This is a genomic window from Flavobacterium poyangense, from assembly GCF_011751075.1.
Classification (GTDB): Bacteria; Bacteroidota; Bacteroidia; order Flavobacteriales; family Flavobacteriaceae; genus Flavobacterium; species Flavobacterium poyangense.
The window spans coordinates 1,086,456-1,111,347 of sequence record NZ_JAALLN010000001.1; the positions used below are offsets into that span (position 1 = coordinate 1,086,456).

Below are 24,892 nucleotides of genomic sequence, written 5' to 3' on the forward strand. Positions count from 1 at the left end.
AAGACACAAAAGATTAAGTAATTAAACATTTCACAAATCTTACAGAAATTAGTAAAAATTTAAAGTTATTACGTAAATTTGCCAAAAATTTACAATTACAAATATACTATAAATGAGTACTACAACTACGCCTTTTGTGGCTTTCAAAGTAAAAGACATTTCTCTAGCAGCTTGGGGAAGAAAAGAAATTGAATTAGCTGAGGCTGAAATGCCAGGTTTAATGGCACTTCGTGCTGAATACAAAGACGAACAACCTCTTAAAGGTGCGCGTATTGCAGGATGTTTACACATGACAATCCAAACTGCAGTTTTGATCGAGACTTTAATTGCTCTTGGTGCTGAAGTTACTTGGAGTTCTTGTAACATTTTCTCTACTCAGGACCAGGCTGCTGCTGCTATTGCTGCTGCCGGAATTCAGGTTTATGCCTGGAAAGGTCTTGACGAAGAGTCTTTTGACTGGTGTATTGAGCAAACTTTATTCTTTGGTGAAGACAGAAAACCATTAAACATGATCTTGGATGATGGCGGGGATTTAACCAACATGGTTATAGACCGTTACCCGGAATTAGTTCCTGGTATCAAAGGTTTATCTGAAGAAACTACAACTGGTGTTCACAGACTTTACGAAAGAGTAAAAGCCGGAACTTTACCAATGCCTGCAATCAACATTAACGACTCTGTTACTAAATCTAAATTTGACAACAAATACGGATGTAAAGAATCTGCTGTAGATGCTGTACGTCGTGCTACTGACTTGATGTTGGCCGGAAAAAGAGTTGTGGTTTGCGGATACGGTGACGTTGGAAAAGGAACTGCTGCTTCTTTCAGAGGTGCAGGATCTATTGTAACGGTTACTGAAATTGACCCAATTTGTGCTTTACAAGCTGCAATGGACGGTTATGAGGTTAAAAAATTAAACACTGTAATTGCTAATGCTGATATCATCATTACCACTACAGGAAATAAAGATATCGTTCTTGGAAGTCATTTCGAACAAATGAAAGACAAAACTGTTGTTTGTAACATCGGACACTTTGATAACGAAATTGATATGGCTTGGTTAAACAAAAACCACGGTGCTTCTAAAATCGAAATCAAACCACAAGTTGACAAATATACAATCGCAGGAAAAGATATCATCATTCTTGCTGAAGGTCGTTTAGTTAACCTTGGTTGTGCTACAGGTCACCCAAGTTTTGTAATGAGTAACTCATTTACAAACCAAACTTTGGCACAAATCGAATTATGGAACAACAGTGCTGCTTACAACAATGACGTTTATATGTTACCTAAACATTTAGATGAAAAAGTAGCGGCTTTACACTTAGCTAAATTAGGAGTTGAATTGGAAGTTTTACGTGAAGATCAAGCTGCTTACATCGGTGTTGAAGTTCAGGGTCCATTCAAACCGGAATACTACAGATACTAAATAATTGTAGATTTAAGATTTACGATTATAGACTTAAACCCTTACAGCAATGTGAGGGTTTTTAATTTATAATTGTTGATTTTATTTATATATTAGCCAAGAAACGGTGAGAGAATAAACCCCATTAAAACGACAAGCTTCAAAAAAATATGGTTGAAAAAGTTCTATGTGAACAACATGGTTCACAGGATATGTCTTTTACCTGTGTTCATATTGCAACGGCAATAGACGCGAAAAGAAAAGTTGGTTTCTTTTATTCAGAAGCCGAAGAAGACCTTCCACAAATTGCCTGGTGCGGAGCATGCGAACAATGGTTACTGGATAATGGAGAAGAATGGAATGCCGCATTTGAATCACTAGCCGATTTTAAAATGTTATGCGCGAATTGTTATGACGAAGCCAAAGAAATTCAGTTTGGCACTGATAAAACTTAACCAAAAACATGATTTTTACGTCTTTACAAATACTAAATAATTGTAGATTTAAGATTGTTGATCTTAGATTTTATTACCTATTCAAGTCAGACAGCTTTTAAAACCTGTCGGGGCATCTTTATAACATTCTCCAAAAAAATTGTACTTTTATACCCTACTGCTTACTTTTAAGAATCAAGATAAGTCACCATTTCTCAACGACATAAATACTATAGCCTTGAAAAAAACATCTTATTTATTTGCCTTCTTATTTTTGCTAAGCTTTCCGCAAATTACTTTTTCTCAGGAGAAGAAACCAAAAGTTGTATTGGTATTAAGTGGTGGTGGCGCAAAAGGAATTGCGCATATCCCGCTTTTACAAAAACTCGATTCTCTACACATTGTTCCCGATCTGATTGTTGGAAATAGTATGGGAAGCATCATCGGAGGTTTGTACGCGATGGGGTATTCAGGAGATAGTATCGAAAAAATAACCAAAAACATTTATTGGGACAAATTACTTGGCGGAGGCCAGTCCTTAAAAGCCGTAAGCGCAGAAGAAAAAAGAGAGTTTCAGAGATATTTGGTTGGAATTGGCATTAAAGATGGAAAACTAAACAGTGTGGGCTCGCTCTTAAATGATCAAAATCTACGGGATTACCTCTCTGAATTGACCTTTCCTGTATACAATGTGAAAAATTTTGACAGTTTACCGATACCGTTTAGAGCCATGGCTACTGATCTGGTTGAAGGAAAAGAAGTGATCTTAAGCAAAGGCAATTTAGCCTATGCCATGCGAGCCAGTATGTCTTTGCCTGCTATTTTTAAACCTATGCCCTATGAAAAAACGGTATTGGTTGATGGAGGTGTAATGAATAATTTCCCAACAGATGTTGCTAAACAAATGGGGGCGGATATCATTATCGGTAGCGATGTAGGTGGAGGAATGCAACCCATGGATAAACTGAATAATCTTGCAACCGTATTGATGCAAACCAGTATGTTTCCGAGTAACATTAAAAATCCGGCTAATCGGGCACTCTGTACGATCCTGGTAGATCATCCGCCGAACTTACGTTTCTCGACCGCTGATTTTGGCAAAAGTAACGAAATATACAAAGATGGTAAAATTGCAACGGAACAAAACCTACCGGCTTTAATTGCACTGGCAGAAAAATTAAACGCATATCCGCAACGGATTCATGTGTTACCAAAAATGCCGCAGGAATTTATTCTTGATACCATTGTTTATAGAAGAATCAGCGAGGAAAATCTTCCTTTAGTAATTGCCCGGGCAAACCTCAAACCACATATAAAATATACCAACAAAGATTTAATAGCGGGTATAAACAGAGCCATGGGCACCAACCTCTTTGATCAAATATCATACACCTATTTCATAAAAAACAAAGAGAAACTCGGAATTGCATTAATTGGATATGAACGTGCCAAAAACCAAATTAACACATCTGTACATTTTGATAATTACAGAGGTGTGGGGCTTATTTTTAATTATACCGCCAGAAATGTTCTTGCGGAATCATCTCGTCTTCTGGTAACATTAGACATCGCGGAGCAACCCAAAGCGAGAATCAATTTTCAGAAAAATTTTGGAAGAAAAAAAGACTGGTGGTGGACCTCTGAACTTTATGCTGCGTTTTTAGAGCAAGAAATTTTTATAGGTGGAAAATCTACAGATAACTTACTTTATAATACTTTAGAATTTAACAATGAGGCGAATAAAAATTTAAATTCACTTAAAAGTTACGTAGGTTTTGGTTTATACTACCAATACACCCAATTAAAACCAAAATACAAAACCGAATATAATCCTAATGTATTTACTCTTAACAATTACCATTTTAATTCGATAGAGCTAAACATGCATTATTCGTACAATGACATGAACAATGTTTTTTTCGCAACCACCGGAACTATTGTAAAGGCCAATATAAACAGATCCTTTCTTGCGGATGTTTCTTTTTCTACCGCCGATCCAAACAGAATAAATATTTCCAGCCCAACAAATAGTTACACCAGATTTGGCTTTGCATTTGAAAAAAGAATGTTTTTACGAAAAAGAATAACAGGACTAGTGGGGTTTGATGCTAATTTTACATTCCTGGACAAACTTAAAGGCAATCAAGAGTACTTTCCTGGTTATGGAGTTGCCGCAAAATATTTTTTAGGAGGTGTCATACCTAATTCCGGCAGTAATCGCTTTTGTTTTCCCGGACTACATGAAGACGAACTCGCAGTTACTCAATTTATGGGAATGAAGCTTGGCGCTCAGGTAAACCTAACAAGAAAAGTCTACCTAACCCCTCATTTTAATTTTGCAACTGTTGGTTTTGACGAGTTTAATAATTACATCGATAAAGCACTTACCCCAAAAGGAAAATGGGATCAAAATGAAGAACCCAGTCTGATCCTTTCAGGTGGAGCCACCATTTCTTATCAATCTATTTTAGGACCTATTCATTTTGATGCTTCATGGGTCAATGATATAGACAAGGTGAGATTGTTTTTTAGTGTTGGTTTATCACTCAATCCATAAAAAATTAGACGGTTTTAAAGCCGATCGGGGTTATTTTTTAAGAAAGCTTAACTTTGTAAAAAACAGAAATCATGAAAAATTTTATATTTTTAGGCATTGCCATTATCTTCGAAATCATTGCAACTTCTGCATTAAAAAAATCGGAAGAGTTCACAAAACTCATCCCCAGCATTATTACGGTTATCGGATATTGTGGTGCATTTTACTTTTTAAGTTTTGCCATCAGAACTATTCCTGTCGGAATTGCATATGCCATTTGGTCCGGAGTCGGAATTGTTTTAATTACTATTATCGGAGCTGTTTTTTTTAAGCAAATCCCCGATTTACCTGCTATTATTGGTTTATTATTAATTCTTATTGGTGTTGTTGTTATTAACGTTTTTTCTAAAACTGTGGCACACTGATTAAAAAACAGTACTTTTGATAGTATCAAATGATACTATCATGAAGCCCCCTTATGAAATAACACCGGCCATTCTAAAACTTGTAAGTTCTATATCTGAAAAAATTGGTGAAATAAATGCGACCTATTTAAATAAGCAATCACCACAACTTAGAAAGCAAAACCGCATAAAAACAATACATTCTTCCTTACAAATTGAAGGAAACACTTTGTCTGAAGAACAGATAACAGCTTTAATAGAAAACAAGCGAATTATTGGTCCTGAAAAAGATGTTCTAGAAGTTCTTAATGCAATAAAAATTTACGAGAATCTAAATGAATATAAATTTTCTTCCGTCAAAAGCTTCCTAAAGGCACATTCCGCAATGATGAATGGATTGATCAAGAATCCAGGGAAATACAGAAACCAAGGCGTTGGAATAGTTAAAGGTACAAAGGTTACACATTTAGCACCACCGCATGAAAACGTTTCTTATTTAATGAATGATTTATTTGAATACCTAAACGATAAAAATGAATTAACATTAATTAAAAGTTGTGTTTTTCATTACGAAATGGAATTTATTCATCCGTTTTTAGATGGTAATGGCAGAATGGGAAGATTATGGCAGACTTTAATCCTTATTTCTGAATATCCTGTTTTTGAATTTTTACCTTTCGAAACTTTAATCAGCCAGACACAGGAAAGCTATTACAAAGCGCTTGCATTAAGCGATAAATCAGGAAAATCGACAATTTTTATAGAATACATGCTCAATGTAATCAATAAATCGCTTGAAAGTCTACTCAATTATAACAACAGAACATTAACAGACATTGATAGATTAAATTATTTTTCGATGTTGGGCATAAAAGAATTTAGTCGAAAAGATTATATGAATATTTTTAAAGATATTTCGTCTGCTACAGCCAGCCGGGATTTAAAAAAAGCAATTGAACTAAAATTAGTTACTACTGAAGGAACCCAGAATAAAACAAAATATATTTTATTATAAAATTCCAAAGAAATGAATTTCAAAAAAGCCACTCTTTCAGACTTAAAAGAAATGCAGGAACTGTACGTGGATACCATTAGATCTGTCTGCCAAAAAGAATACAATCCGCAACAAATTGACGTTTGGATTTCTGGTGTAAACAACACTGATCGGTGGATTGAAGTTATTCGCACACAATTTGTTTTATTAGCCCTTATCGAAAATAAAATAGTGGGTTACGGAACATTGAAAGAGGCAAATTATATTGATTTCTTCTACATTCATAAAGATTTTCAAAGACAAGGAATTGCCGATTCCATTTTAACTCAGATAGAACTCGAAGCTCAAAAAGAAGGTTCAAAAACAATAACATCCGACATTAGCATAACAGCAAAACCTTTTTTCGAAAAGAAAGGGTTTATCGTAAAAGCCAAACAGAAAAACATCAAAGAAGGAGTTGAACTCATCAACTACAAAATGGAAAAGAATCTGAAGTAGAGAAAAGGGTTTCAAATTTTGCAGAACCTGAAACCTGAAACAAAAAATGATTGACTTGCGCAAGTTTCGGATTTTATAACCACAAAACCCAACCGATATTTGTAGTATAAAATTAAACGAAATGAACACACAGGAAAACATCAATTATAATCGCATTGCAGAAGCAATAGATTATATCAAAACCAATTTTCGGGAACAACCGAATCTTGATGTCGTTGCCGAAAAAGTGCATTTAAGTCCGTTTCACTTTCAGCGGTTGTTTACGGAATGGGCAGGAACAAGTCCGAAGAAGTTTTTACAGTATATAAGTGTCGAACACGCCAAAAAAATCCTGAAAGAAGACAATCAGGCTACTTTGTTTGATACCGCTTACGAGACAGGACTTTCAGGTACAAGTCGTTTGCACGATTTATTTGTAAACATTGAAGGAATGACACCCGCAGAATACAAAAACGGAGGAAAAAACCTCTTTATAAACTACAGTTTTGCCGAAAGTCCGTTTGGGAATATTATTGTTGCGTCGACTAAAAAAGGAGTTTGTTTTATGGCTTTCGCCGAAAGTGAAGCCGTTGGTTTTGAAGATTTAAAACACAAATTTCCAAATGCTACATTCGCCAGAAAACTAGATTTGGTACAGCAAAATGCGCTGTTCATTTTTCAAAATGACTGGAGTAAATTATCCGAAATAAAACTGCATTTAAAAGGTACCGATTTCCAGTTAAAAGTTTGGGAAACACTGCTTAAAATCCCAATGGGGCAGCTTTCTACTTATGGTTCAATTGCAAAGCAAATCGAAAAACCAAATGCCTCACGAGCGGTTGGAACTGCCATTGGGAGTAATCCTGTAGCCTTTTTAATTCCTTGTCACCGCGTGATTCAATCTACCGGAACGTTTGGTGGTTATATGTGGGGAAATACCCGAAAAACGGCTATCATTGGCTGGGAAGGTGTACAATCTGATTTATAATTGCGCAAGAAACAGATTGTATTCATCTGCTTTCAAAAGTAATTTCGTCTTCTGAATTTAAACATCTAAAACATGAAGACATTTATTTTAATCCACGGATCCTGGCACAGTTCATGGAATTGGCACAGAGTAATTCCGATATTAGAAAGCAGAGGACATCGGGCAATTGCTGTAGATTTACCGGGAATGGGAAGAGATAAAACACCCATACAGGAGGTGAAATTTGAGAAATCAGTTCAGGCAATTTGCTCTTTGATTGACAGCTTAAACGATAGAGTTATACTTGTAGGACACAGCAAAAATGGAATTATGATTTCACAAGCTGCTGAATATCGATCAGAAAAAATTGAGAAACTGATTTATCTGGCTGCCTATTTAATTCCAAATGGTAAAACGCAAAGCGAATATTCTGCTGCAGACAGTAATGGTGTATTAAAACCTTATATAACAAGGTACCCCGAATTGAACGCACATACTTTACAACCCGAAATTTACAAAGAAGGCCTGTACCACGATTGTGATGACACCATAACCGAATTAGCAAAATTATTGTTGAGTCATGAATCTGCCGAATCGGGAATTACACCTTTAAATCTATCCGAAGAAAAATATGGAAGTGTTCCCAGATTTTATATAGAATGTACTGAAGACAAAGCGGTAACCCCTTTCATACAAAGAAAAATGTACACCGAAACAATCTGCGAAAAAGTATACCGCATGGAAACGAGCCACTCCCCTTTTTTCAGCCAACCGGAAGAACTATCTTCTATCTTTTGTGAAATAGCAACACTTTAAAAAATGAAAAACTTACAATCTAAAATTGCATCTCTTAACTGGGACAGCATCACCGAATCTATGCATGATAGAGGATTTGCCCTAATCCCAAATCTTCTTGAAAGTGAACAATGTGAAGCTTTAAAAACAGCTTATTCAGACCCGGCTTTATACCGCAAAACGGTGGTCATGGAGCGCTATCGTTTTGGTTTGGGTGAATACAAATATTTCAATTATCCGCTTCCGGAATTAATTCAAACGATTCGGACTTTGGTTTATCCCAAATTAGCTCCTGTTGCAAATGCCTGGATGAAAGCACTGAACATCAATACCGTTTTTCCAAAAACACACGAAGAACTCTTAGATCAATGCCATCAAAACGAACAACTAAAGGCCACTGTTTTAATCTTAAAATACGGAAAAGGCGGACACAATACTTTACATCAGGATTTGTATGGGGATATCTATTTTCCGATTCAAACTGTACTTTTCTTAAACGAACCTGACGAAGATTTTACCGGCGGCGAATTTGTTCTCACCCAACAAACACCGCGAGCACAGTCTAAAGCAATCGTTCTTAAACCCAAAAAAGGCGACATGCTTATTTTTACGACTAATTTCCGTCCGATAAAGGGCACAAAGGGCTATTATCGGGTCAATATGAAACATGGTGTCAGCGAGATTCACGAAGGTGAACGACATACATTGGGGATTATTTTTCATGATGCATTGTCATAAATACACCGTCGTTGTCGTAGAGACGCACCGGGTAGAAACACACCGGGTAGAGACGCACTGCTGTGCGTCTCTACTCACGCAGATTTGGCAGATCATGCAGATATTTTTGTCTTCTGTTTGCGGTAAAATTAATCTGCTAAATCTCCAAAATCTGCGTGAAAAAAATTTTCGCACGATAGAGACGCACTGCTGTGCGTCTCTACGGCACACGCAGATTTAGCAGATCATGTGGATATTTTTATCTTATGTTTCCGGCAAATTTAATCTGTTAAATCTCCAAAATCTGCGTGAAAAAAATTTTCGCACGATAGAGACGCACAGCAGTGCGTCTCTACGGCGGGTTTTTGAAAGAATCAATTATACAATTAACAATGATCATACAACACAATAAAATTTCCGATTCTGATTTACGGAATAGAATTAAAAATGGCGAAATTTGCCTTGGTGGCAACCAAAAATTAAAAATTTACGGGACGCTTCGATGTTCCTCAGGGAAACGAATGAAACGCGAAAACCGGGTTTTCTTTCTCTCCGAAAAAGAAGCCATACAAAATGGTTTCAGACCTTGTGGACATTGCATGAAAACCGAATATCAAAAATGGAAAAATGGACTTATTTAACCCCCATACAGACGAAAACACCAATTTATTACCCAAAGACGGTACGGTAAATTATTACGGTAAATTGTTTTTAAGAGATAAAGCCAATTTCTATCGTGATAATCTTTTAGAAACCATCGAATGGAAAAACGATCAGGCCATTATCTTCGGAAAATTAATTTTAACCAAACGAAAAGTAGCCTGGTACGGTGACCTGGAATTTGAATATACTTATTCTAATACTACCAAAAAAGCCAAACCTTGGACAAAGGAATTACTGGAACTCAAAGCCCTAATTGAAGAGAAAACCGGAGAGACATTTAATTCCTGCCTACTGAATTTATATCACAACGGTGATGAAGGAATGGCCTGGCACAGCGATGCAGAAAAGGATTTAAAGAAAAATGGAGCAATCGCTTCTGTAAGTTTTGGTGCTGAACGTAAATTTGCCTTCAAACATAAAGACACCAAAGAAGTGGTCTCTTTGATTCTCGAACATGGAAGTTTATTGGTTATGAAAGATACCACGCAAACGCATTGGCTGCATCGTTTACCGCCTACAAAAACAACGTCAAAACCCAGAGTAAATCTAACTTTCAGGACTATTGTGTAAATTATCTTTTTTTAGGTGCTACGGTATTATAGGAAATCGATAAAGCATCCTGAAACATATCGGCCGGAACCTTGTCAAGATCTACAAAGGTCCAACCTTGCTTTCCCCATTTGTTTGGAATTGGATAAAAAATCATTTCACTCGAAGCACAAAAAACAGATTGGTCAATTTCATTAAATTTAAAAACGCCTCTGTTGGTTTTCTCATCAATCGTGGCAAATATTTTTTTCTTTATCCGAAAAGAGATTTTCTCAAAATGAGGCTCTTCTGTTGCTTCCGGAAGAGCCAAAGCCAAAGCTCTAAATGTCTCAATAGTAACCATAATCGTTTATTTTAGAATTAAACTTTTATTTCACCAAACCTGATTTTATAATTTTAAAAACTTCTTTAGTATTTATCTTTATCAAAGGTAAACAAACTTAGCTTTGTATGTTATGTTACTCTTTTTTCCTCCAATTTGATCTTCTGTTCCGTCTGCAAAACAATTGGTGCTGTAGATCTTATAACTAAGTTGCTGAAAGCGGTCAAAAAACTTTTATAAAATCCACAACACCAATTTTATTGACTCTAATGTACTAATTCAAAGTCAGATTTTAGTTTAATATCTGCTGACGAAGCTCCAATCATAACTTCGAAATCTCCCGGCTCGGCATTCCATTCTAGTTTATCATTGTAGAAAGAAAGTTTTTCTTTGTCAATTGTAAATTCGATTTTTTTAGATTCTCCCGCATTTAATTTTACTTTTTGAAAATCTCTTAATTCTAAAACAGGTCTTACTACTGATCCGAATTTGTCTTTTAAATACAACTGAACCACTTCTTCTCCGGCAACTTTACCAACATTCGACAGTTGAAAAGAAACTTTAATTGTTTCGTTGTTCTTCATTTTTTGAGACGATAATTTCAAATCGGCATAATTAAATTTTGTATAACTCAATCCATACCCAAAAGGAAACTTTGGCGAATTTTTTAAGTCAATATAAGACGAAACATAACCTGTAGCATTCTCGTCCGGAGCAGGTCTACCGGTGCTAAAGTGATTGTAATAAATGGGTATTTGCCCTACTTCTCTCGGAAAAGTCATTGGCAATTTCCCCGAAGGGTTATAATCGCCAAATAAAACATCGGCGATCGCATTTCCGGCCTCGGTTCCTAACCACCAGGTATAGACAATGGCAGGAACGTTATCTGCTGTCCAATTAAAAATAAGCGGTCTGCCTGCATTTATCAAAACAACAACCGGTTTTCCTGTAACCTGAATTGCTTTTACTAAATCTTCCTGAACTCCCGGAAGGTGAAGGTCGCTTCGGCTTTTGGCTTCCCCGCTCATATCACGTCTTTCGCCAATACTCAGAATAACGACATCTGCTTGTTGAGCTGTCGCAACGGCTTCTGCAAAACCGTCTTTATTGTCTCCGTCAACCTCACAGCCTTTAGCGTAAAGCAATTTTGTGTTTTTACCCACTTTATTTTGCAATCCGTCCCATTGGGAAACTACCCATTTATTATAATCTACATCGGGTAATTCAACCGACCAAAATCCCATATTGGCTTTGTATTCTTTTACCATTGGTCCGATGAATGCAATTGTTTTCAGGTTTTTGGAAAGTGGTAATGTTTCGTTATCATTCTTTAATAAAACGATACTTTTTTGCGCTACCTCTCTTGCTGCTTTTCTATTCTCGGGATTATTCAAAGCTTTCTCCGCTCTTTTTTCATCTGAATATCGGTAGGGATCTTCAAATAATCCCAGTTCGAATTTCTTGCGTAGAATTCGTTTTACGGCATCATCAATCAGATCAACATTAACCTTTCCTTCTTTTACTAAGTCCGCTAAATGATAGCGGTAGGCATTGCTTTCCATATCCATATCACTTCCTGCCATAATTGCGGAAAGTGCCGCGGCCTTAAGATCTTTTGAATAACCGTGCGCCACCATTTCTCCGATAGAACCCCAATCTGAAACTACAAATCCCTGAAAGTTCCATTTTCCTTTTAAAATATCGCGTTGTAAATGAACATTTCCGGTAGCGGGAACTCCGTTTAAATCATTGAATGAGTTCATAAATGTTGCAGCTCCTGCATCTAAAGCGGCTTTAAAAGGAGGCAAATAGGTTTCAAACAACATTCTTTCGCTCATATCAACCGAATTGTAATCTCTCCCGCCAACAGCTGCTCCATAAGCTGCAAAATGTTTCACACAAGCCATCACGGCATTTAAATCTCCTAATTTATTTCCCTGAAATCCTTTTACTCTCGCATACGCAATTTTAGATCCCAGATAGGTGTCCTCTCCTGCACCTTCCATAACTCTTCCCCAACGCGGATCACGTCCAATATCAACCATTGGAGCAAATGTCCAGTGAATTCCATTCGCAGCAGCTTCAGTAGCTGCAACTCTTGCCGCTAATTCTATAGCTGCTAAATCCCAACTTGCGGCTTCTGCTAAAGGAATCGGAAAAGTAGTTTTATAGCCGTGAATAACATCCTGACCAAATAACAACGGGATTTTTAAACGGGACTGTATGGCCAATTCCTGATACTGTCGGGTATATTTTGTTCCCACAACATTGAGCATTGAACCTACAATTCCTCCTTTTATTTCGGCTTGTTTGTTTGAGTTGATGGTAATTGGTCCTGTTGCAGCGTTATCTCCTGTATATTGATTCAGCTGGCCGATTTTTTCCTCAAGTGTCATCTTTTTCAATAAATCATTTACTTTCTGATCTATCGACTGCTGTTGTGCCAGCGCAAAAAAGGAAACCATCAACAAAGTAATTGTTGTTATGCTCTTCATAGTATTTTAATTAACTTCTATTAAAACCGGTAAATGATCTGACGGGTATTTTAAATCTTTAGAATCACTCAGAACGGCATGTTTCTGAACTTTTAACCCGCTGTTTTTGGAGATAAAAATGTAATCTATAAGCAAAGTAACGGCTTGATTGTGTTTAAATTCATTGAAAGTCCCTGATGGTCCAAAAGGTTTTTCTTTAGAAACATCCTTCGTATCATCCATCACTTTTTTTATCTCCACAATTTGTTTGGTATTGGGTTCTGAATTCAAATCGCCCATGAAAAACACAGGGTAATTCTTCGTATTTACTTCCTTTATTTTCGAAAGAACAAGCTGTACTCCTTTTTCTCTGGCCTCTTTCCCAATATGGTCCAGATGCACATTAAAAACCCAAAATGTTTTTTTTGTTTTTAAATCTTTAAACAAACCATACGTACAAACTCTGTTACAAGCCGCATCCCAACCTCTTGAAACAACATTTGGCGTTTCGGACAACCAGAATGTATTGGACTGTTGTATTTGAAAACGATCTTTTTTATAATAAATAGTACACGCTTCTCCTTTCCCCTCTGCCTCTCTCCCGATACCGAATTTATTGTATTCCGGCAAACCCAAAGCGACATCAACGACCTGATTGGGAGTCGCTTCCTGAACACCAAAAATATCGGGGCTGTAAAATTGAATTTGCGACATAAAAAAATCCTTCCGGTTGGGCCATGCATTTTCTCCGTCGGAAGCAATATCCAAACGAATATTATACGTCATGATTTTTAAATTCTGTCCATAAAATGAACAGCTAGCAAAAAGTAGCATTAGTACCGAAACAATCGTGTTTATCTTTTTCATATTAAAAAATTTATTCTTCCAAAGCTAACATTTTAAGCACTTTAAGAGAGAAAAACTTAGTTAAAAAAAATGTGAAATGTCGAATGTAAAATGTGAAATGTGAATTACTGACTACCGATTGTGAATTCTGCTTTCATTTTTAATTACTTTTTGAATGTCTTTTTTTATCAACGGTTAATTCCAAATAATTCAAATTGAAGTTTCCTTTATCAAAAATTACTTTGATTTTATTGGGGCCTTTATTCAGTTCTACATCAGATAGAACAACCGTTTTCCAGTTCTCTTTTCCTCCTGTTGACGGAAGCAAAATACCTTGTGTTCGCTTTCCGTTTTCAAGTTCCATGTAAAGCGCTCCTCCTTCTTTTTCAGCCGAATAACGAATCGCTGCCTTATAGCTGTTTTGTTTTGCAACCTCAACCGTATATTGCAACCATTCTCCGTCTTCGATAAACGAAACCTGATAACCATTTGAACCGGAATCCTTACACGGCAGGATATCAACACCATCATTTCGCATCGTGTTTCCTTTGTTCCACTCGTCAAAATTTCCTGTTTCAACTCTGTAATTTACAAAATCTTTATCCGAATAAGCAAAGCCATTGGTTCCCAGATCATAATGTGTTGCCGCAATCTTTCCCGGAACTGCATTTTTCTTGTACGGTTTAGTATCGTTTGTTTGCACCTGTCGGAACATCGCATCAATTACATCCGGTTTTACGGTTAGGTTTTCCATTTTGTAATTAGCAGCTATTTTCATCAACGTCTTTTTCGCAAAATCAGCTGATGGTTTTTCACCACCGTCTTTCCAGTATTTTAATAAAACATCATAGTCCGGAATTTTGGTTACGGAAGTTACTCCGGCAATATTTTCAATTTTTTTCATCGGCCAAAAGGCCCAGCCGATATTATGTCCTTCCACCAGTGAAAGCGCATCTTTGAACCAGACATTTGAGTTTTCCCCACTTTCACCCAACCAAATCGGAACATTATATTGTGTCCTGTAATCCAACATTTTCTGAATCGATGCGGTTGTGTTGTAATTCCAATATTTATGAAAACTCAAAGCCATATTTTCATCCCATAGCGGAAAAATTCCGTTGTAATTATTACCCCAGCAATTTCCTTCAATAAAAATTAAGTGGTTCGTATCTACCTCCCGAATTGCTTTGGTAACCGCTACCATCAATTCTCTTAAGGGGCCGTTTCCGTTTTCGTCGCAACCGTTTTTATTCGTTCCGGTAAAATTCCAGTTAGGCTCATTAATAATATCATAAGCTCCGATCCATACATTGTCTCTGTAACGAGAGGCCAACTTTTTCCATAAAGCAATCATCTTTTTCTGATTGGCTTCGCTTTGCCATAAAGAAGGTTTGGTTGTATCATAATCCGAAATAGCGGCGTCATTTCCTTGTCCGCCCGGAGCTGCATGCAAATCTAAAATTAGATACATTTTGTTTTCAGCACACCATTTCAGCAAGTTATCGGTCATGGCAAAACCCTCTTCAATCCAGGTAATTTCACCATTTTTTTCGGCTTCAATTGGTGGTGTATATAAGTTGTAATGCATGGGCAAACGAATCGAATTGAATCCCCAGGCAGCTAACGAATCAACGTCTCTTTTTGTAATTCCGTTGGCTTTGTAGGCCGCATAAAATTCCTTTGTTCCCTCTTCCCCAATTAGATCCTGAATTTTCTGTTTAATAACATACTGCGGACTGGCAAAGGGCTGCGTTTGTAACATATAACCTTCCTGAACCATCCAACCTCCGGTTCCTAATCCTCGTAATAGTATATTTTTTCCGCTGCCATCCACAATTTTCTGCCCATCCCGATGCAGAAATCCCTGTCCGAATGAAGCGATTGACAGCAATAATTGTACTGCTAAAATTAATTTTTTCATATCCTAAATATTCAAAAAACTGTATTTACCTGATGTTAAAATCTAAACCTACAAGGCTTGCAGGTTTCTGTAAGCAAAAAAAGCTTGCCACAACTCGAGCGATAGCGAACAGACGAAGCAATTGCACGAATTTTCACGAATTGTTTTTTTTACTAAGAAATAATCATTTTAATTCTTCTAATCTGTGGCAAAAAAAAGTAGCCACAGGTTGCACTGATTTAAAGGATTTTTTTCTAATTCAATAATCTAGTTACGCCTTTTTCCGTTTTCAAAACTATGTTTCTATGTGTTAAAAAATAAACACACCCAATCTGTTTTATCTTAACAAAAAGTCCTTTTTTAGATTTGAAATCTGAATCGTAAAAGTTCCTTTTTCAGAAATCCATTTCAGATTTTCGTTTACAAATTGCAGGTCTTTTTGGTTTAAAATAAACTCCACAGTTTTTGTTTCGTTAGGCTCCAGACTAATTTTTTCAAATCTTTTTAATGTTTTGACTTCCGGTGTTATAGATGCGAAATTGTCCGACAGATAAAGCAAAACGGTTTCCTTTCCGGCTCTTTTTCCTGTGTTTGTTACAGCAACAGAAACTGTTACCTCATCTGTATTACTGATTTCCGTTTTGTCAATTTTTAGATTTGAATACGTAAAAGTGGTATAAGATAACCCGGTTCCAAATTCGAATTGTGGGGAATAGCTTTTTTCATACTTGGCATCGTTATTCTGCTCTTCGTCAGCTAAACTTTCTGTGTATTTTCTGTTGTACTTTTCTAATGAATTTGGATATCTCGGGTAATTATAAGGTAATTTTCCACTCGGGTTTACGTCTCCGTACAAAATATCTACTAACGCTCTTCCTCCTTCATTCCCCGGTAAATAACATTGTACCACAGCACTCATTTTATCTTCAAAATCACTAATTAATCTTGGTCGGCCTTCGTTTAAAACCAGAACAATCGGCTTATTTACTTTTGCTAATGCGAGAGCCAGTTTGATCTGAGACTTACTCATAAAGATATTACTAATATCTCCGGGAGTTTCTGTATAGTTTTTCTCTCCAAGGCACAATACAATTTTTGACGCGCTTTTTGCCAGCTCTACAGCTTTTTGAATTTCGGCATCGTCTTCTTTTTCAATATCAGCACCGGCGGTATACAATACATTTTCTTTTCCCAGTTTAGCCTGGAAAGCCTCTAAAATGGTTAGTTTATCAGCTGCATAGGTATCCGAATTTTCCCCTTGCCAGGTATAAGACCAGCCTCCGTTCAAATTTTTCATACTGTTGGCCGTTGCTCCTGTTACCAGGATTTTTTCGTTTTTATTTAAAGGTAAAACGGCATCGTTGTTTTTTAATAAAGTAATCGATTCGGCTGCCGTTTGATACGCTTCCTGAATGTGTTCGGCAGAACCAAATTTTGGATAGTCTTTTAGATCAGCAACATTTTTCTGAAACAGATTCAGTTCGAATTTCATTCTTAAAATTCTCGTTACCGCATCGTCGATACGAGACATTGGTACCTCTCCTTTTTTCACCAAATCAACCAAATCCGTATAAAAAGTAAATTCTTCAGGTACCATGCTCATATCTATTCCGGCCATAACAGCAATACGTACGGCATCTCTTTTGGTTTCCGCTACTTTATGTCTTGTATGCAAATAAATAATGTCTTTCCAGTCTGTCAGGACAACACCTTCAAATCCCAGTTCGTTTTTAAGAATATCTGTAATGATATGTTTACTGGAATGTACCGGAGTCCCGTTAATTTCTCCGGAACTCACCATAACACTTTTTGCACCGGCTTTTATGGCAGCCTCATAAATCGTTAAATCGTATTGTCTTAAAATACGTTCGGGAATAATACTTGGCGTTCTGTCTTTTCCGGTTGTTGTGCTTCCGTAACCAATGTAGTGCTTCATACAGGATGCGACGCTGTATTTAGAACCTACATTGTTTTGCTCAAAACCATCTACTAAAGCCACCGCCATTTTTGACGATAAATAGGCATCTTCTCCAAAGGATTCCCACATTCTGGACCAGGCCGGATTGCGTGGAAAATCCAGATCGGGAGAAAAAACCCATGGGATAGAAGAGGCTCTGGTTTCATAAGCCGAAATCTCGGCACCACGTTTTACTAAATCGGTATTAAAAGTGGCTGCCAAACCAATTTGCTGCGGAAATAAGGTTGCCCCGACAGTATAACTCGCTCCGTGTATCGCATCAATACCATACAAAATCGGGATTTTAAGCCTTGATTTATTGGCTTCATTTGAAATAGCCGTCATCAATTCCTGCCATCTTTGTATCGTTGGCGCTCCCGGATTTGGCACATTCAGAATAGAGCCGATGTGATAGTCCTGAATGCCCTGTTTTAACTTTGCAGCATCAACATATCCTACTCTTTTTGAGTCTTCAAAAACAGTAATATTTATTTGAGTCATTTGCCCAACTTTTTCTTCCAATGTCATTTTAGACAATAACTCCGAAACCTTAGCGTCTATTTGTGCTCTCGTCTTTTTAACTTCCTGACTCCATGTTGCTCCACAAAAAAGAAAAGCAATCACTAAAAATTTTGTGTTTTTCATTTGATCTTATTAAATTAATGTCTCATTGAAACCCTGATACACCAGAGTTTGTATTATGTGTCGGCATTGCAATTTAAAAATTGGGGCTAAGATGGATGATTCAAATTAACCCCAAACTAACTTAGAAGCTATTTTGCATATAATTCATAAAAATGATGCTTCTCTAGTAGACACGTAAAGTTTTTTTGCAAGCAGATTTGGCAGATCAGGCTGATCTTTTTGTTTTAGATTCCCAATAAAAAGCAATCTGCAAAATCTGCGTGAAAAAAATTCCCGGCAAACAATTTGTAGAATTCCTTTTTATTTTCACAGCTATAATTCTATCTATCAAATAATAATTACATCCAACAAACTAATTCACAACTTCTTAATACACTAGCGTCTGTATCGCATGTGCCGGAATCTTTACAATGGCTTGTTGGGTTGCGATAATAAAATTGTATGTAATCTCATTGTCTGTATTATTCATTACTACCGTCGCCATTTTACCATCGGTATTCAAAAAAGAAGTACTTGACAGATAACTACGGCTTACCGATGTACTCACTCTAACCGCATTTGGACGAATAAATTTAGAAAAATGTCCGATATAATAATAGGAAGGCGTATAAATGAGTTCTCCTGTAGTGGTGTCGGCATGTATGGGCGCAAAACAAAAATTCCCTACATGATTTGGTCCGCCAAACTGGTCTAAAAGAATGTTCCAATCTGTCCAGCCCACGGTTCCGTTATTAAAGTCATTAATCATAGAAGTTCCATATTTTTCTGCATTGGGCCAGAATTGGTATTTTGCGGTATCAAATCTTTCGACGCAGCCTTCTGTAAAAATTAATTTTTTGTCGGGATAAGCTTCGTGTACTCTTGCCACATTGCTAAACATAGGCTGGGCACCTGTCCAGGTCTCGTACCAATGAAAACCTAGTCCCCAAACATATTTAGAAGCTTCGGGATCAGAAAAAATTACATTGGCTCTTTGTACCATTAAATCACGGTTATGATCCCAGGCAATTATTTTTACGTTCCCTAGTCCGTCTTTTTTTAATGTTGGCCCGAGAAAATTCTTCAGGAAATCTCTTTCTTCCTCCGCTGTATACAAACAAGATTCCCATGTTTGAGTGGCCATTGGTTCATTTTGAACCGAGGTTGCCCAAATTGGAATTCCTTCTTTGTCGTATGCCTTTATAAATTTAACATAAAAATTAGCCCATGATTGGAAATATTCGGGCAATAACTTTCCTCCTTTTAGTACATTATTATTGCTTTTCATAAAAGCGTTTGGCGACCATGGTGTTGCATAGGTTAGTAATTTTCCACCTGCTGTTTTTATGGCTTCTTTGATCATTGGAATGCGATATTGGCGATCATGATCAATTGAAAACGTTTTTAAATCCTTATCGCCTTCTTCGATATAAGAATAACTTCCGCTGCTAAAATCAGAACTTTGAATCGTTGTTCTTAACAATGAATATCCGATTCCTTTTTGAGTATCGTAATAAGCGTTTAAAAATTCTGTTTGTTTTTCTTTTGATAATTTGGCGAAAATCTCGGCGCTTGCATCTGTAATAGCTCCTCCAATTCCCAGAAAATGCTGAAATTGTCTGGACGGTTCAACAAAAACGGATATCTCTGTCTCTACCGGTTGTTTTGATGCTGCAAAATCTAAAGTAGCGGTAGGGGTTAATCTTAATTCTGTATTTGATGCAGTGGTATAAACTGTAATTTTTTTATTAGTAGTTGTAAATTTCTGTTGCTGTTTTTGATTTTTCTCTTGTGCAAAAACAGTTAAAGAAAAACACAAACAGCTAATAATAAAGCCCATTTTTTTCATGGAATATGTTTTAATAGGTAAGACTTTGATACATTTATTAGCCAAATCAACCGCCGTTTGATTTAAAAAATAGCCCATACTCATAAATGATTATGGGCTATCAACAACTGAACTTAAACCTGACTTAAACTAACGTATGGTGTGAGATTGTTTCGAAAAACAGCCACTGAGGACCTGTTTTTGTTCGCAATTCTCAACAGTATTATTGTGGATATCCTGTATTCTGAACCATTTTAGTGTTATTAAATTCACTATATGGAATCGGGAAAGCTTCATTTTTATTGGCCTGAAATCCTTTAAAAGCAAGTTTTGCAGCTGCTTCTCCGGTTCGTACCAAATCAAACCAACGGTGGCCTTCACCTGCAAGTTCTAATCTTCTTTCGGCCAAAATAGCAGGAATAGAAACAGGTACAACGGTTACTCCGGCTCTTAATCTCACCGCATCTAAAAGTGCCTGAGCTCTTGCCCCTGTTCCTCCCAAAGCCTCAGCTTCTAACAAATAAGTATCTGCTAAACGAATAACATAAGCATTTACACCAAAATTCAGGAAAGGGTTAGAGGCTTTAATATCGTCATTCACTACTGCATATTTAATAAAATGGTATCCGGTCTCCTGGTAACTGTCGTCATATTTTATAAGACCGTTTACGTCAGCATTATCCACTCCTCTTGCAGCAGCGGCATCAAAAATAGTAGAGGCATAACGAGGATCGCCCTTTAAAGCTGCTTGTAACTCTTTAGTCACAACCATAAAGCCCCAACCGTTAATATAATCCGGCAAACCTGCATCTATACCTAACTTTTTTCTGGCGTAACCACGCATACCACTTAACTGAGCCACAAGATTTCCTTCATCATCACCTCTTTCAAAATTATTCCAGTCTGCATTCGATTTATCTGAATAACTAATTTCTAAGATAGACTCTGAATTAAATTTGTTTCCGTGATTCCATAAGTCCGAAAAACGATCCAATAATTTATAGCCGTACATACTACTGGTTCCTAAAGTAGGCCCGTTTACTTTGGCTAATTGTGCCGCAGCTTCCGCTTTTTTGTTATCGTATAAGTATACTTTTCCTAAAAGTGCTACAGCAGCTCCCTGCCCCAATCTTCCGGATTCATTAGAAGGTATTCTTAATGGTAGATCTCCTATTGCCTCATTCAAATCTTTTTCGATTTGAGCATAAACCTCTTGTGGTTTAGCCTGCAAAACGTTAGGAATTTCTTCTTTGGTTAAGGGTGCCAAAATCAAAGGAACGTTTTTAAACATTCTGACAAGGTCGAAGTAATAGTAAGCACGTAAGGTTTTTACTTCTGCCATATATCGTGCCTTCAGAGCCGGGTCCATAGGAATCCCGGGAAGTTTCTGCACCATAATATTACATCTCGCAACTCCTTTGTAATAATCTGCCCAGATCGCAGGCGGAATATTTGCCGGGCTTATCGAATAGTTCGAAGCTACCTGAAGTCCCGGTTGATCGGTTACACCACCTCCACCTGCATAAAAATCATCAGAAGCAGAATTTAAAAATAATAACTGCCCATTTTCCATTGCTCCGGCAAATTTCCCTAATTTGTCATAGGCCGCAACAAGTCCTGAATAAGCGTCTTTTTCGTTTCGGTAAAAATTAGTTTCATACACTACTCCATCTCCTTTTACCCCTAATTTTTCATCGGTATCACATGCTCCAAGGGTAAGTAACACCCCAAAAACAATTAGCGACTGTTTAAAATATATAAGTTTCATAATTCTTTATTTTTTTAAAATTAAAATTGCAAATTAACTCCCAACATATACGATTTTGCCTGAGGATAATACCCTCTGTCAACCCCTTGTACATTGTTCAATCCGGCTGTAGTAGGTCCTCCAATTTCAGGATCATAACCGGTATATTTTGTTATGGTCCATAAATTTTCTCCTGTTACATACAATCTTACTTTTTGCAATGAAATACTTTCTATCCACTCTTTTGGAAATGAATACCCAAATTGAATGGTTTTAAATCTAAAGAAATCTCCCTTTTGTAAATGAAAATCAGATGGATTACTAAAGTTTTTATTATCGTCTTGTGTCGTAACTCTTGGATAACTGTTTGTTGATCCCGGCCCTGTCCAACGACCTAAAACGTCTGTCTGATAATTGGCATTGGTGATATCAAGTCTTCTTAATCCCTGATAAATCATGTTTCCACCTGCCCCCTGACCAAAAACTAACAGATCAAATCCTTTGTAGTCTAAATTCAAAGTAAAGCCATAGGTGAATTTAGGTAATGAAGTTCCGAGGAAAGTTCTGTCACTGGCAGAAATAACTCCGTCACCATCTAAGTCCTGCCAACGGAAATCTCCCGGTTTAGCATTGGGCTGAATTACTTTTCCTGCCGCATTTTTATAAGAATCAATGTCTGCCTGCGTTTGGAAAATACCATTTGTTTTAAATCCGTAGAAAGAGTTGTAAGCTTGTCCTACTTGTGTTCTGTTTATTTCGTAAGAAGTAGACTGTACCGTTTCGTCTCCCACTATAAAATTAACTCCCTTATCGATATAGGTAATTTCATTTTTGATGTAAGAGAAGTTTCCATTAACTGAAAGGTTTAGAGCTCCAATTCTTTTGCGGTATCCCAATTCAATATCAATACCTCTATTTTCCATATCCGCTAAATTAGCATAGGTATCGCCTGTTGCTCCCACATATCCCGGAATCGGCACTTTCATTAAAATACCTTCTGTCTTTTTGTTGAATAAGTCTACACTTAAATTAAAATCATGTAAAAGTGTCGTTTCAAAACCAATATTAAGTTGTTTGGTCTCTTCCCATTTTAAATCAGGATTCGGAATTGCATTTGGACTTTGCCCGGTGCCGATTTGTCCGCCAATCGTATAATTTCTTTGAATTCCAACCGTTGAAATATATAAGAAATCAGGAGAAGAATCATTACCGGTTACCCCGTAACCTCCTCTGATTTTTAAAGTATTGACTACATTATTCTCTGTCCAGAAACCTTCTTTAGAAGGCACCCATCCTAAAGATACAGAAGGAAAAGTTCCGTATTTATGATTGGGTCCAAAACGGGTAGAACCATCACGACGAAGAATTCCTGTAAAAATATATTTCTCTTTATAATCATAGTTTAGTCTTGAGAACAAAGACTCCACTCTGTGCTCCATCGCTTTGCCATTGTACGCATTTGCCAGTTTGTCCGCAATTGGGATATCAACATTAAAAGAAGCTTCATCAAAAATAGTTGCCGGAACACCCTGATACGTGATATCATTACCCGATGTAATATTATCTACATAAGTTCCTTTTCCAAGTAAAATACCAAAATGGTGATTGCCAATTTTTTTGTCATAATTTAAAGTGTTCTCCCAATTCCAGCTAAAACTTTTCTGATACGATCTGAAAAGTTGATTTTTATCTTTTCTGGTAGCATTATTCAGATAATACACCGGAGTAAAACTTTCTGAACCAAAATACGCTAATTTACCTCCAGCAGTAGATTTAAATTTTAAACCCGGTAAAAGCTCCGCTTCTATAAAAATATTTCCAACAAAATTATCTCCGAAATTATTATTTCCTAACCTTGTTTGGGTATAGGCTAACGGATTAGAAGTTTCCTGAGTGACATAACTCGAAATCCCATAGTAGTTACCATTGGCATCTCTAAGCGCATTGGCATTAGCATATTCTCCGGTTGCATTTCCCGGAGCCACCAATACCGGTGTTAAAGGATCCAAGTTAATAGCCGATGATAAAGGCCCTCCAAACTCGTCGTTAGTATTACCAACTCCAAGGGTCGTTTCATTAGAATAACCAAGGGTTTGCCCCAGTTTAATGTATTTTCCCAGTTTGTGGTTGGAGTTTAAACGGATGTTTTTTCTGTTATAGTTAGAAATGTCAGTTGTTACAATTCCTTCCTGATCTGTTAAGCCAAAAGACATATAAAAAGTTGAGATATCATTACCCCCACTAAAACTTAACTCATGAGAGTAACGCTGCGCATGGTTATTAAAAATTACATCCTGCCAGTTTGTACCATTCCCAATGCCTGCCGGAACAGTAAATCTGTTTGGCGTTTTACCATTTACGTTCGCTTCATTCTGGATTGTCACATATTGCTGAGCATCTAATAAATCTAATTTTTTTGCCGCTTGAGAAGTTCCTGCAAAACCGGTATAATTTACCGATATTTTACCTGCCTTTCCTTTCTTTGTCGTTACCAAAATAACTCCGGCAGCAGCACGAGAACCGTAAATGGCACCGGAAGCACCATCTTTTAAGACTTCGATAGATTCTATATCAGATTGATTTAAATAACCTATTCCGCCATTATCAATGATTACACCATCCACTACCCACAAAGGATCGTTGTTGTTCAAAGTAGTAAAACCACGTATACGGATCGTAGAAGCTGATCCGGGTTGTCCCGCATTTGCCGCAATAGAAACTCCCGAAACTCTTCCTTGTAATGCTTGTTCTACCCTTGTGATAGGAAGATTTTCCAGATCTTTTGCTTTAACACTCGAAATAGAACCTGTTACTACGCTTTTCTTTTGTGTACCATATCCTACTACAACAACTTCATTTAAGTTTTGTGACTCAGGTTGTAATTTAATTTCAATTTTATTTCTTCCATTAACAGCTTCCTGTACTGTCATATAACCTACAAAACTAATTGTCAGAATACCATTTGAAGGAACACTCATTTGAAATTTACCATCAAAATCAGAGGCGGTTGCTTTGGTTGTGCCTTTGAGTAAGATTGTTGCTCCCGGGACGGGTAAGCCACTTTCATCGTTTATTACTCCATTTACCGTCACCTCTTGTGCCATTGTGATAACGGAGAACAATAACGATGAAATACAAAAAATAAGTAATTTTGTTAATTTCATTTTTCTAAAAATTTTGGTTAATTAATTAGTAATTTGATGCAATAATAAATTTAAATTTCTACTATTTGCATTTTATATTCCCTACA

General features: G+C 36.9%; 19 protein-coding genes. 11 read left to right on the forward strand and 8 right to left on the reverse strand.

Going from position 1 to position 24,892, the window contains the following annotated elements:
• Positions 1-112: 112 nt before the first annotated feature.
• From ahcY to G3A47_RS04555, 11 genes are all read left to right on the forward strand, one after another.
• Positions 113-1,429, forward strand: coding sequence for an adenosylhomocysteinase (ahcY, locus tag G3A47_RS04505; protein ID WP_166920807.1), 1,317 nt, complete (start codon positions 113-115; stop codon positions 1,427-1,429).
• A gap of 149 nt (positions 1,430-1,578) precedes the next feature.
• The gene (locus G3A47_RS04510; protein WP_166920809.1) at positions 1,579-1,863 is read left to right on the forward strand and encodes a hypothetical protein; all 285 of its coding nucleotides are present in this window, start codon (positions 1,579-1,581) and stop codon (positions 1,861-1,863) included.
• Positions 1,864-2,080: 217 nt separating this feature from the next.
• On the forward strand, positions 2,081-4,399 hold the full coding sequence (locus tag G3A47_RS04515) for a patatin-like phospholipase family protein (protein WP_166920811.1): 2,319 nt from the start codon (positions 2,081-2,083) through the stop codon (positions 4,397-4,399).
• Between the two features lie 71 nt (positions 4,400-4,470).
• Complete coding sequence (locus tag G3A47_RS04520) at positions 4,471-4,803, forward strand: DMT family transporter (protein WP_166920813.1); 333 nt, start codon at positions 4,471-4,473, stop codon at positions 4,801-4,803.
• 40 nt (positions 4,804-4,843) lie between these two features.
• Positions 4,844-5,797 carry a Fic family protein gene (locus G3A47_RS04525; protein ID WP_166921024.1) on the forward strand — a complete coding sequence of 318 codons (954 nt, stop codon included), beginning with the start codon at positions 4,844-4,846 and terminating at the stop codon, positions 5,795-5,797.
• Positions 5,798-5,809: 12 nt separating this feature from the next.
• The gene (locus G3A47_RS04530) at positions 5,810-6,274 is read left to right on the forward strand and encodes a GNAT family N-acetyltransferase (RefSeq protein WP_166920815.1); all 465 of its coding nucleotides are present in this window, start codon (positions 5,810-5,812) and stop codon (positions 6,272-6,274) included.
• Between the two features lie 121 nt (positions 6,275-6,395).
• Complete coding sequence (locus G3A47_RS04535; protein ID WP_166920817.1) at positions 6,396-7,241, forward strand: methylated-DNA--[protein]-cysteine S-methyltransferase; 846 nt, start codon at positions 6,396-6,398, stop codon at positions 7,239-7,241.
• A 72-nt stretch (positions 7,242-7,313) separates the two neighbouring features.
• Positions 7,314-8,036, forward strand: a complete 723-nt coding sequence (locus G3A47_RS04540) for an alpha/beta fold hydrolase (protein WP_166920819.1) — start codon at positions 7,314-7,316, stop codon at positions 8,034-8,036.
• A 3-nt stretch (positions 8,037-8,039) separates the two neighbouring features.
• Positions 8,040-8,753 (forward strand): 2OG-Fe(II) oxygenase, encoded by a 714-nt coding sequence (locus tag G3A47_RS04545; protein ID WP_166920821.1) that lies wholly within the window; start codon positions 8,040-8,042, stop codon positions 8,751-8,753.
• 374 nt (positions 8,754-9,127) lie between these two features.
• On the forward strand, positions 9,128-9,373 hold the full coding sequence (locus G3A47_RS04550; protein ID WP_166921026.1) for an Ada metal-binding domain-containing protein: 246 nt from the start codon (positions 9,128-9,130) through the stop codon (positions 9,371-9,373).
• A complete protein-coding gene (locus tag G3A47_RS04555) occupies positions 9,360-9,965 on the forward strand; it encodes an alpha-ketoglutarate-dependent dioxygenase AlkB family protein (protein WP_166920823.1) in 606 nt (201 codons plus the stop codon). Before G3A47_RS04550 ends, G3A47_RS04555 begins: the two co-directional genes overlap by 14 nt.
• A 1-nt stretch (position 9,966) precedes the next feature.
• Here the strand turns inward: G3A47_RS04555 and G3A47_RS04560 are convergent, their stop codons facing one another.
• The 8 genes from G3A47_RS04560 to G3A47_RS04595 form a co-directional block, all read right to left on the reverse strand.
• Positions 9,967-10,287 carry an MmcQ/YjbR family DNA-binding protein gene (locus G3A47_RS04560; protein ID WP_166920825.1) on the reverse strand — a complete coding sequence of 107 codons (321 nt, stop codon included), beginning with the start codon at positions 10,285-10,287 and terminating at the stop codon, positions 9,967-9,969.
• Between the two features lie 245 nt (positions 10,288-10,532).
• On the reverse strand, positions 10,533-12,761 hold the full coding sequence (locus G3A47_RS04565) for a glycoside hydrolase family 3 N-terminal domain-containing protein (RefSeq protein ID WP_166920827.1): 2,229 nt from the start codon (positions 12,759-12,761) through the stop codon (positions 10,533-10,535).
• Between the two features lie 6 nt (positions 12,762-12,767).
• The gene (locus G3A47_RS04570) at positions 12,768-13,607 is read right to left on the reverse strand and encodes an endonuclease/exonuclease/phosphatase family protein (protein WP_166920829.1); all 840 of its coding nucleotides are present in this window, start codon (positions 13,605-13,607) and stop codon (positions 12,768-12,770) included.
• 139 nt (positions 13,608-13,746) lie between these two features.
• Positions 13,747-15,507 carry a cellulase family glycosylhydrolase gene (locus G3A47_RS04575; RefSeq protein ID WP_166920831.1) on the reverse strand — a complete coding sequence of 587 codons (1,761 nt, stop codon included), beginning with the start codon at positions 15,505-15,507 and terminating at the stop codon, positions 13,747-13,749.
• Positions 15,508-15,823: 316 nt separating this feature from the next.
• Entirely contained in the window at positions 15,824-18,088 is a 2,265-nt protein-coding gene (locus tag G3A47_RS04580) for a glycoside hydrolase family 3 N-terminal domain-containing protein (RefSeq protein ID WP_166920833.1), read from the reverse strand.
• A gap of 367 nt (positions 18,089-18,455) precedes the next feature.
• Complete coding sequence (locus G3A47_RS04585) at positions 18,456-19,916, reverse strand: glycoside hydrolase family 30 protein (RefSeq protein ID WP_166920835.1); 1,461 nt, start codon at positions 19,914-19,916, stop codon at positions 18,456-18,458.
• 202 nt (positions 19,917-20,118) lie between these two features.
• Positions 20,119-21,663, reverse strand: coding sequence for a RagB/SusD family nutrient uptake outer membrane protein (locus G3A47_RS04590; RefSeq protein ID WP_166920837.1), 1,545 nt, complete (start codon positions 21,661-21,663; stop codon positions 20,119-20,121).
• A 20-nt stretch (positions 21,664-21,683) separates the two neighbouring features.
• Positions 21,684-24,806 carry a SusC/RagA family TonB-linked outer membrane protein gene (locus G3A47_RS04595; RefSeq protein WP_166920839.1) on the reverse strand — a complete coding sequence of 1,041 codons (3,123 nt, stop codon included), beginning with the start codon at positions 24,804-24,806 and terminating at the stop codon, positions 21,684-21,686.
• Positions 24,807-24,892: the final 86 nt, after the last annotated feature.

Excerpts from the sequence above, each read along its gene's own strand:
- ahcY (WP_166920807.1), top strand. The coding sequence starts at position 113 with ATGAGTACTACAACTACGCCTTTTGTGGCTTTCAAAGTAAAAGACATT.
- G3A47_RS04510 (WP_166920809.1), top strand. The coding sequence starts at position 1,579 with ATGGTTGAAAAAGTTCTATGTGAACAACATGGTTCACAGGATATGTCT.
- G3A47_RS04520 (WP_166920813.1), top strand. The coding sequence starts at position 4,471 with ATGAAAAATTTTATATTTTTAGGCATTGCCATTATCTTCGAAATCATT.
- G3A47_RS04525 (WP_166921024.1), top strand. The coding sequence starts at position 4,844 with ATGAAGCCCCCTTATGAAATAACACCGGCCATTCTAAAACTTGTAAGT.
- G3A47_RS04530 (WP_166920815.1), top strand. The coding sequence starts at position 5,810 with ATGAATTTCAAAAAAGCCACTCTTTCAGACTTAAAAGAAATGCAGGAA.
- G3A47_RS04535 (WP_166920817.1), top strand. The coding sequence starts at position 6,396 with ATGAACACACAGGAAAACATCAATTATAATCGCATTGCAGAAGCAATA.
- G3A47_RS04540 (WP_166920819.1), top strand. The coding sequence starts at position 7,314 with ATGAAGACATTTATTTTAATCCACGGATCCTGGCACAGTTCATGGAAT.
- G3A47_RS04545 (WP_166920821.1), top strand. The coding sequence starts at position 8,040 with ATGAAAAACTTACAATCTAAAATTGCATCTCTTAACTGGGACAGCATC.
- G3A47_RS04555 (WP_166920823.1), top strand. The coding sequence starts at position 9,360 with ATGGACTTATTTAACCCCCATACAGACGAAAACACCAATTTATTACCC.
- G3A47_RS04560 (WP_166920825.1), bottom strand. The coding sequence starts at position 10,287 with ATGGTTACTATTGAGACATTTAGAGCTTTGGCTTTGGCTCTTCCGGAA.
- G3A47_RS04565 (WP_166920827.1), bottom strand. The coding sequence starts at position 12,761 with ATGAAGAGCATAACAACAATTACTTTGTTGATGGTTTCCTTTTTTGCG.
- G3A47_RS04570 (WP_166920829.1), bottom strand. The coding sequence starts at position 13,607 with ATGAAAAAGATAAACACGATTGTTTCGGTACTAATGCTACTTTTTGCT.
- G3A47_RS04575 (WP_166920831.1), bottom strand. The coding sequence starts at position 15,507 with ATGAAAAAATTAATTTTAGCAGTACAATTATTGCTGTCAATCGCTTCA.
- G3A47_RS04580 (WP_166920833.1), bottom strand. The coding sequence starts at position 18,088 with ATGAAAAACACAAAATTTTTAGTGATTGCTTTTCTTTTTTGTGGAGCA.
- G3A47_RS04585 (WP_166920835.1), bottom strand. The coding sequence starts at position 19,916 with ATGAAAAAAATGGGCTTTATTATTAGCTGTTTGTGTTTTTCTTTAACT.
- G3A47_RS04590 (WP_166920837.1), bottom strand. The coding sequence starts at position 21,663 with ATGAAACTTATATATTTTAAACAGTCGCTAATTGTTTTTGGGGTGTTA.
- G3A47_RS04595 (WP_166920839.1), bottom strand. The coding sequence starts at position 24,806 with ATGAAATTAACAAAATTACTTATTTTTTGTATTTCATCGTTATTGTTC.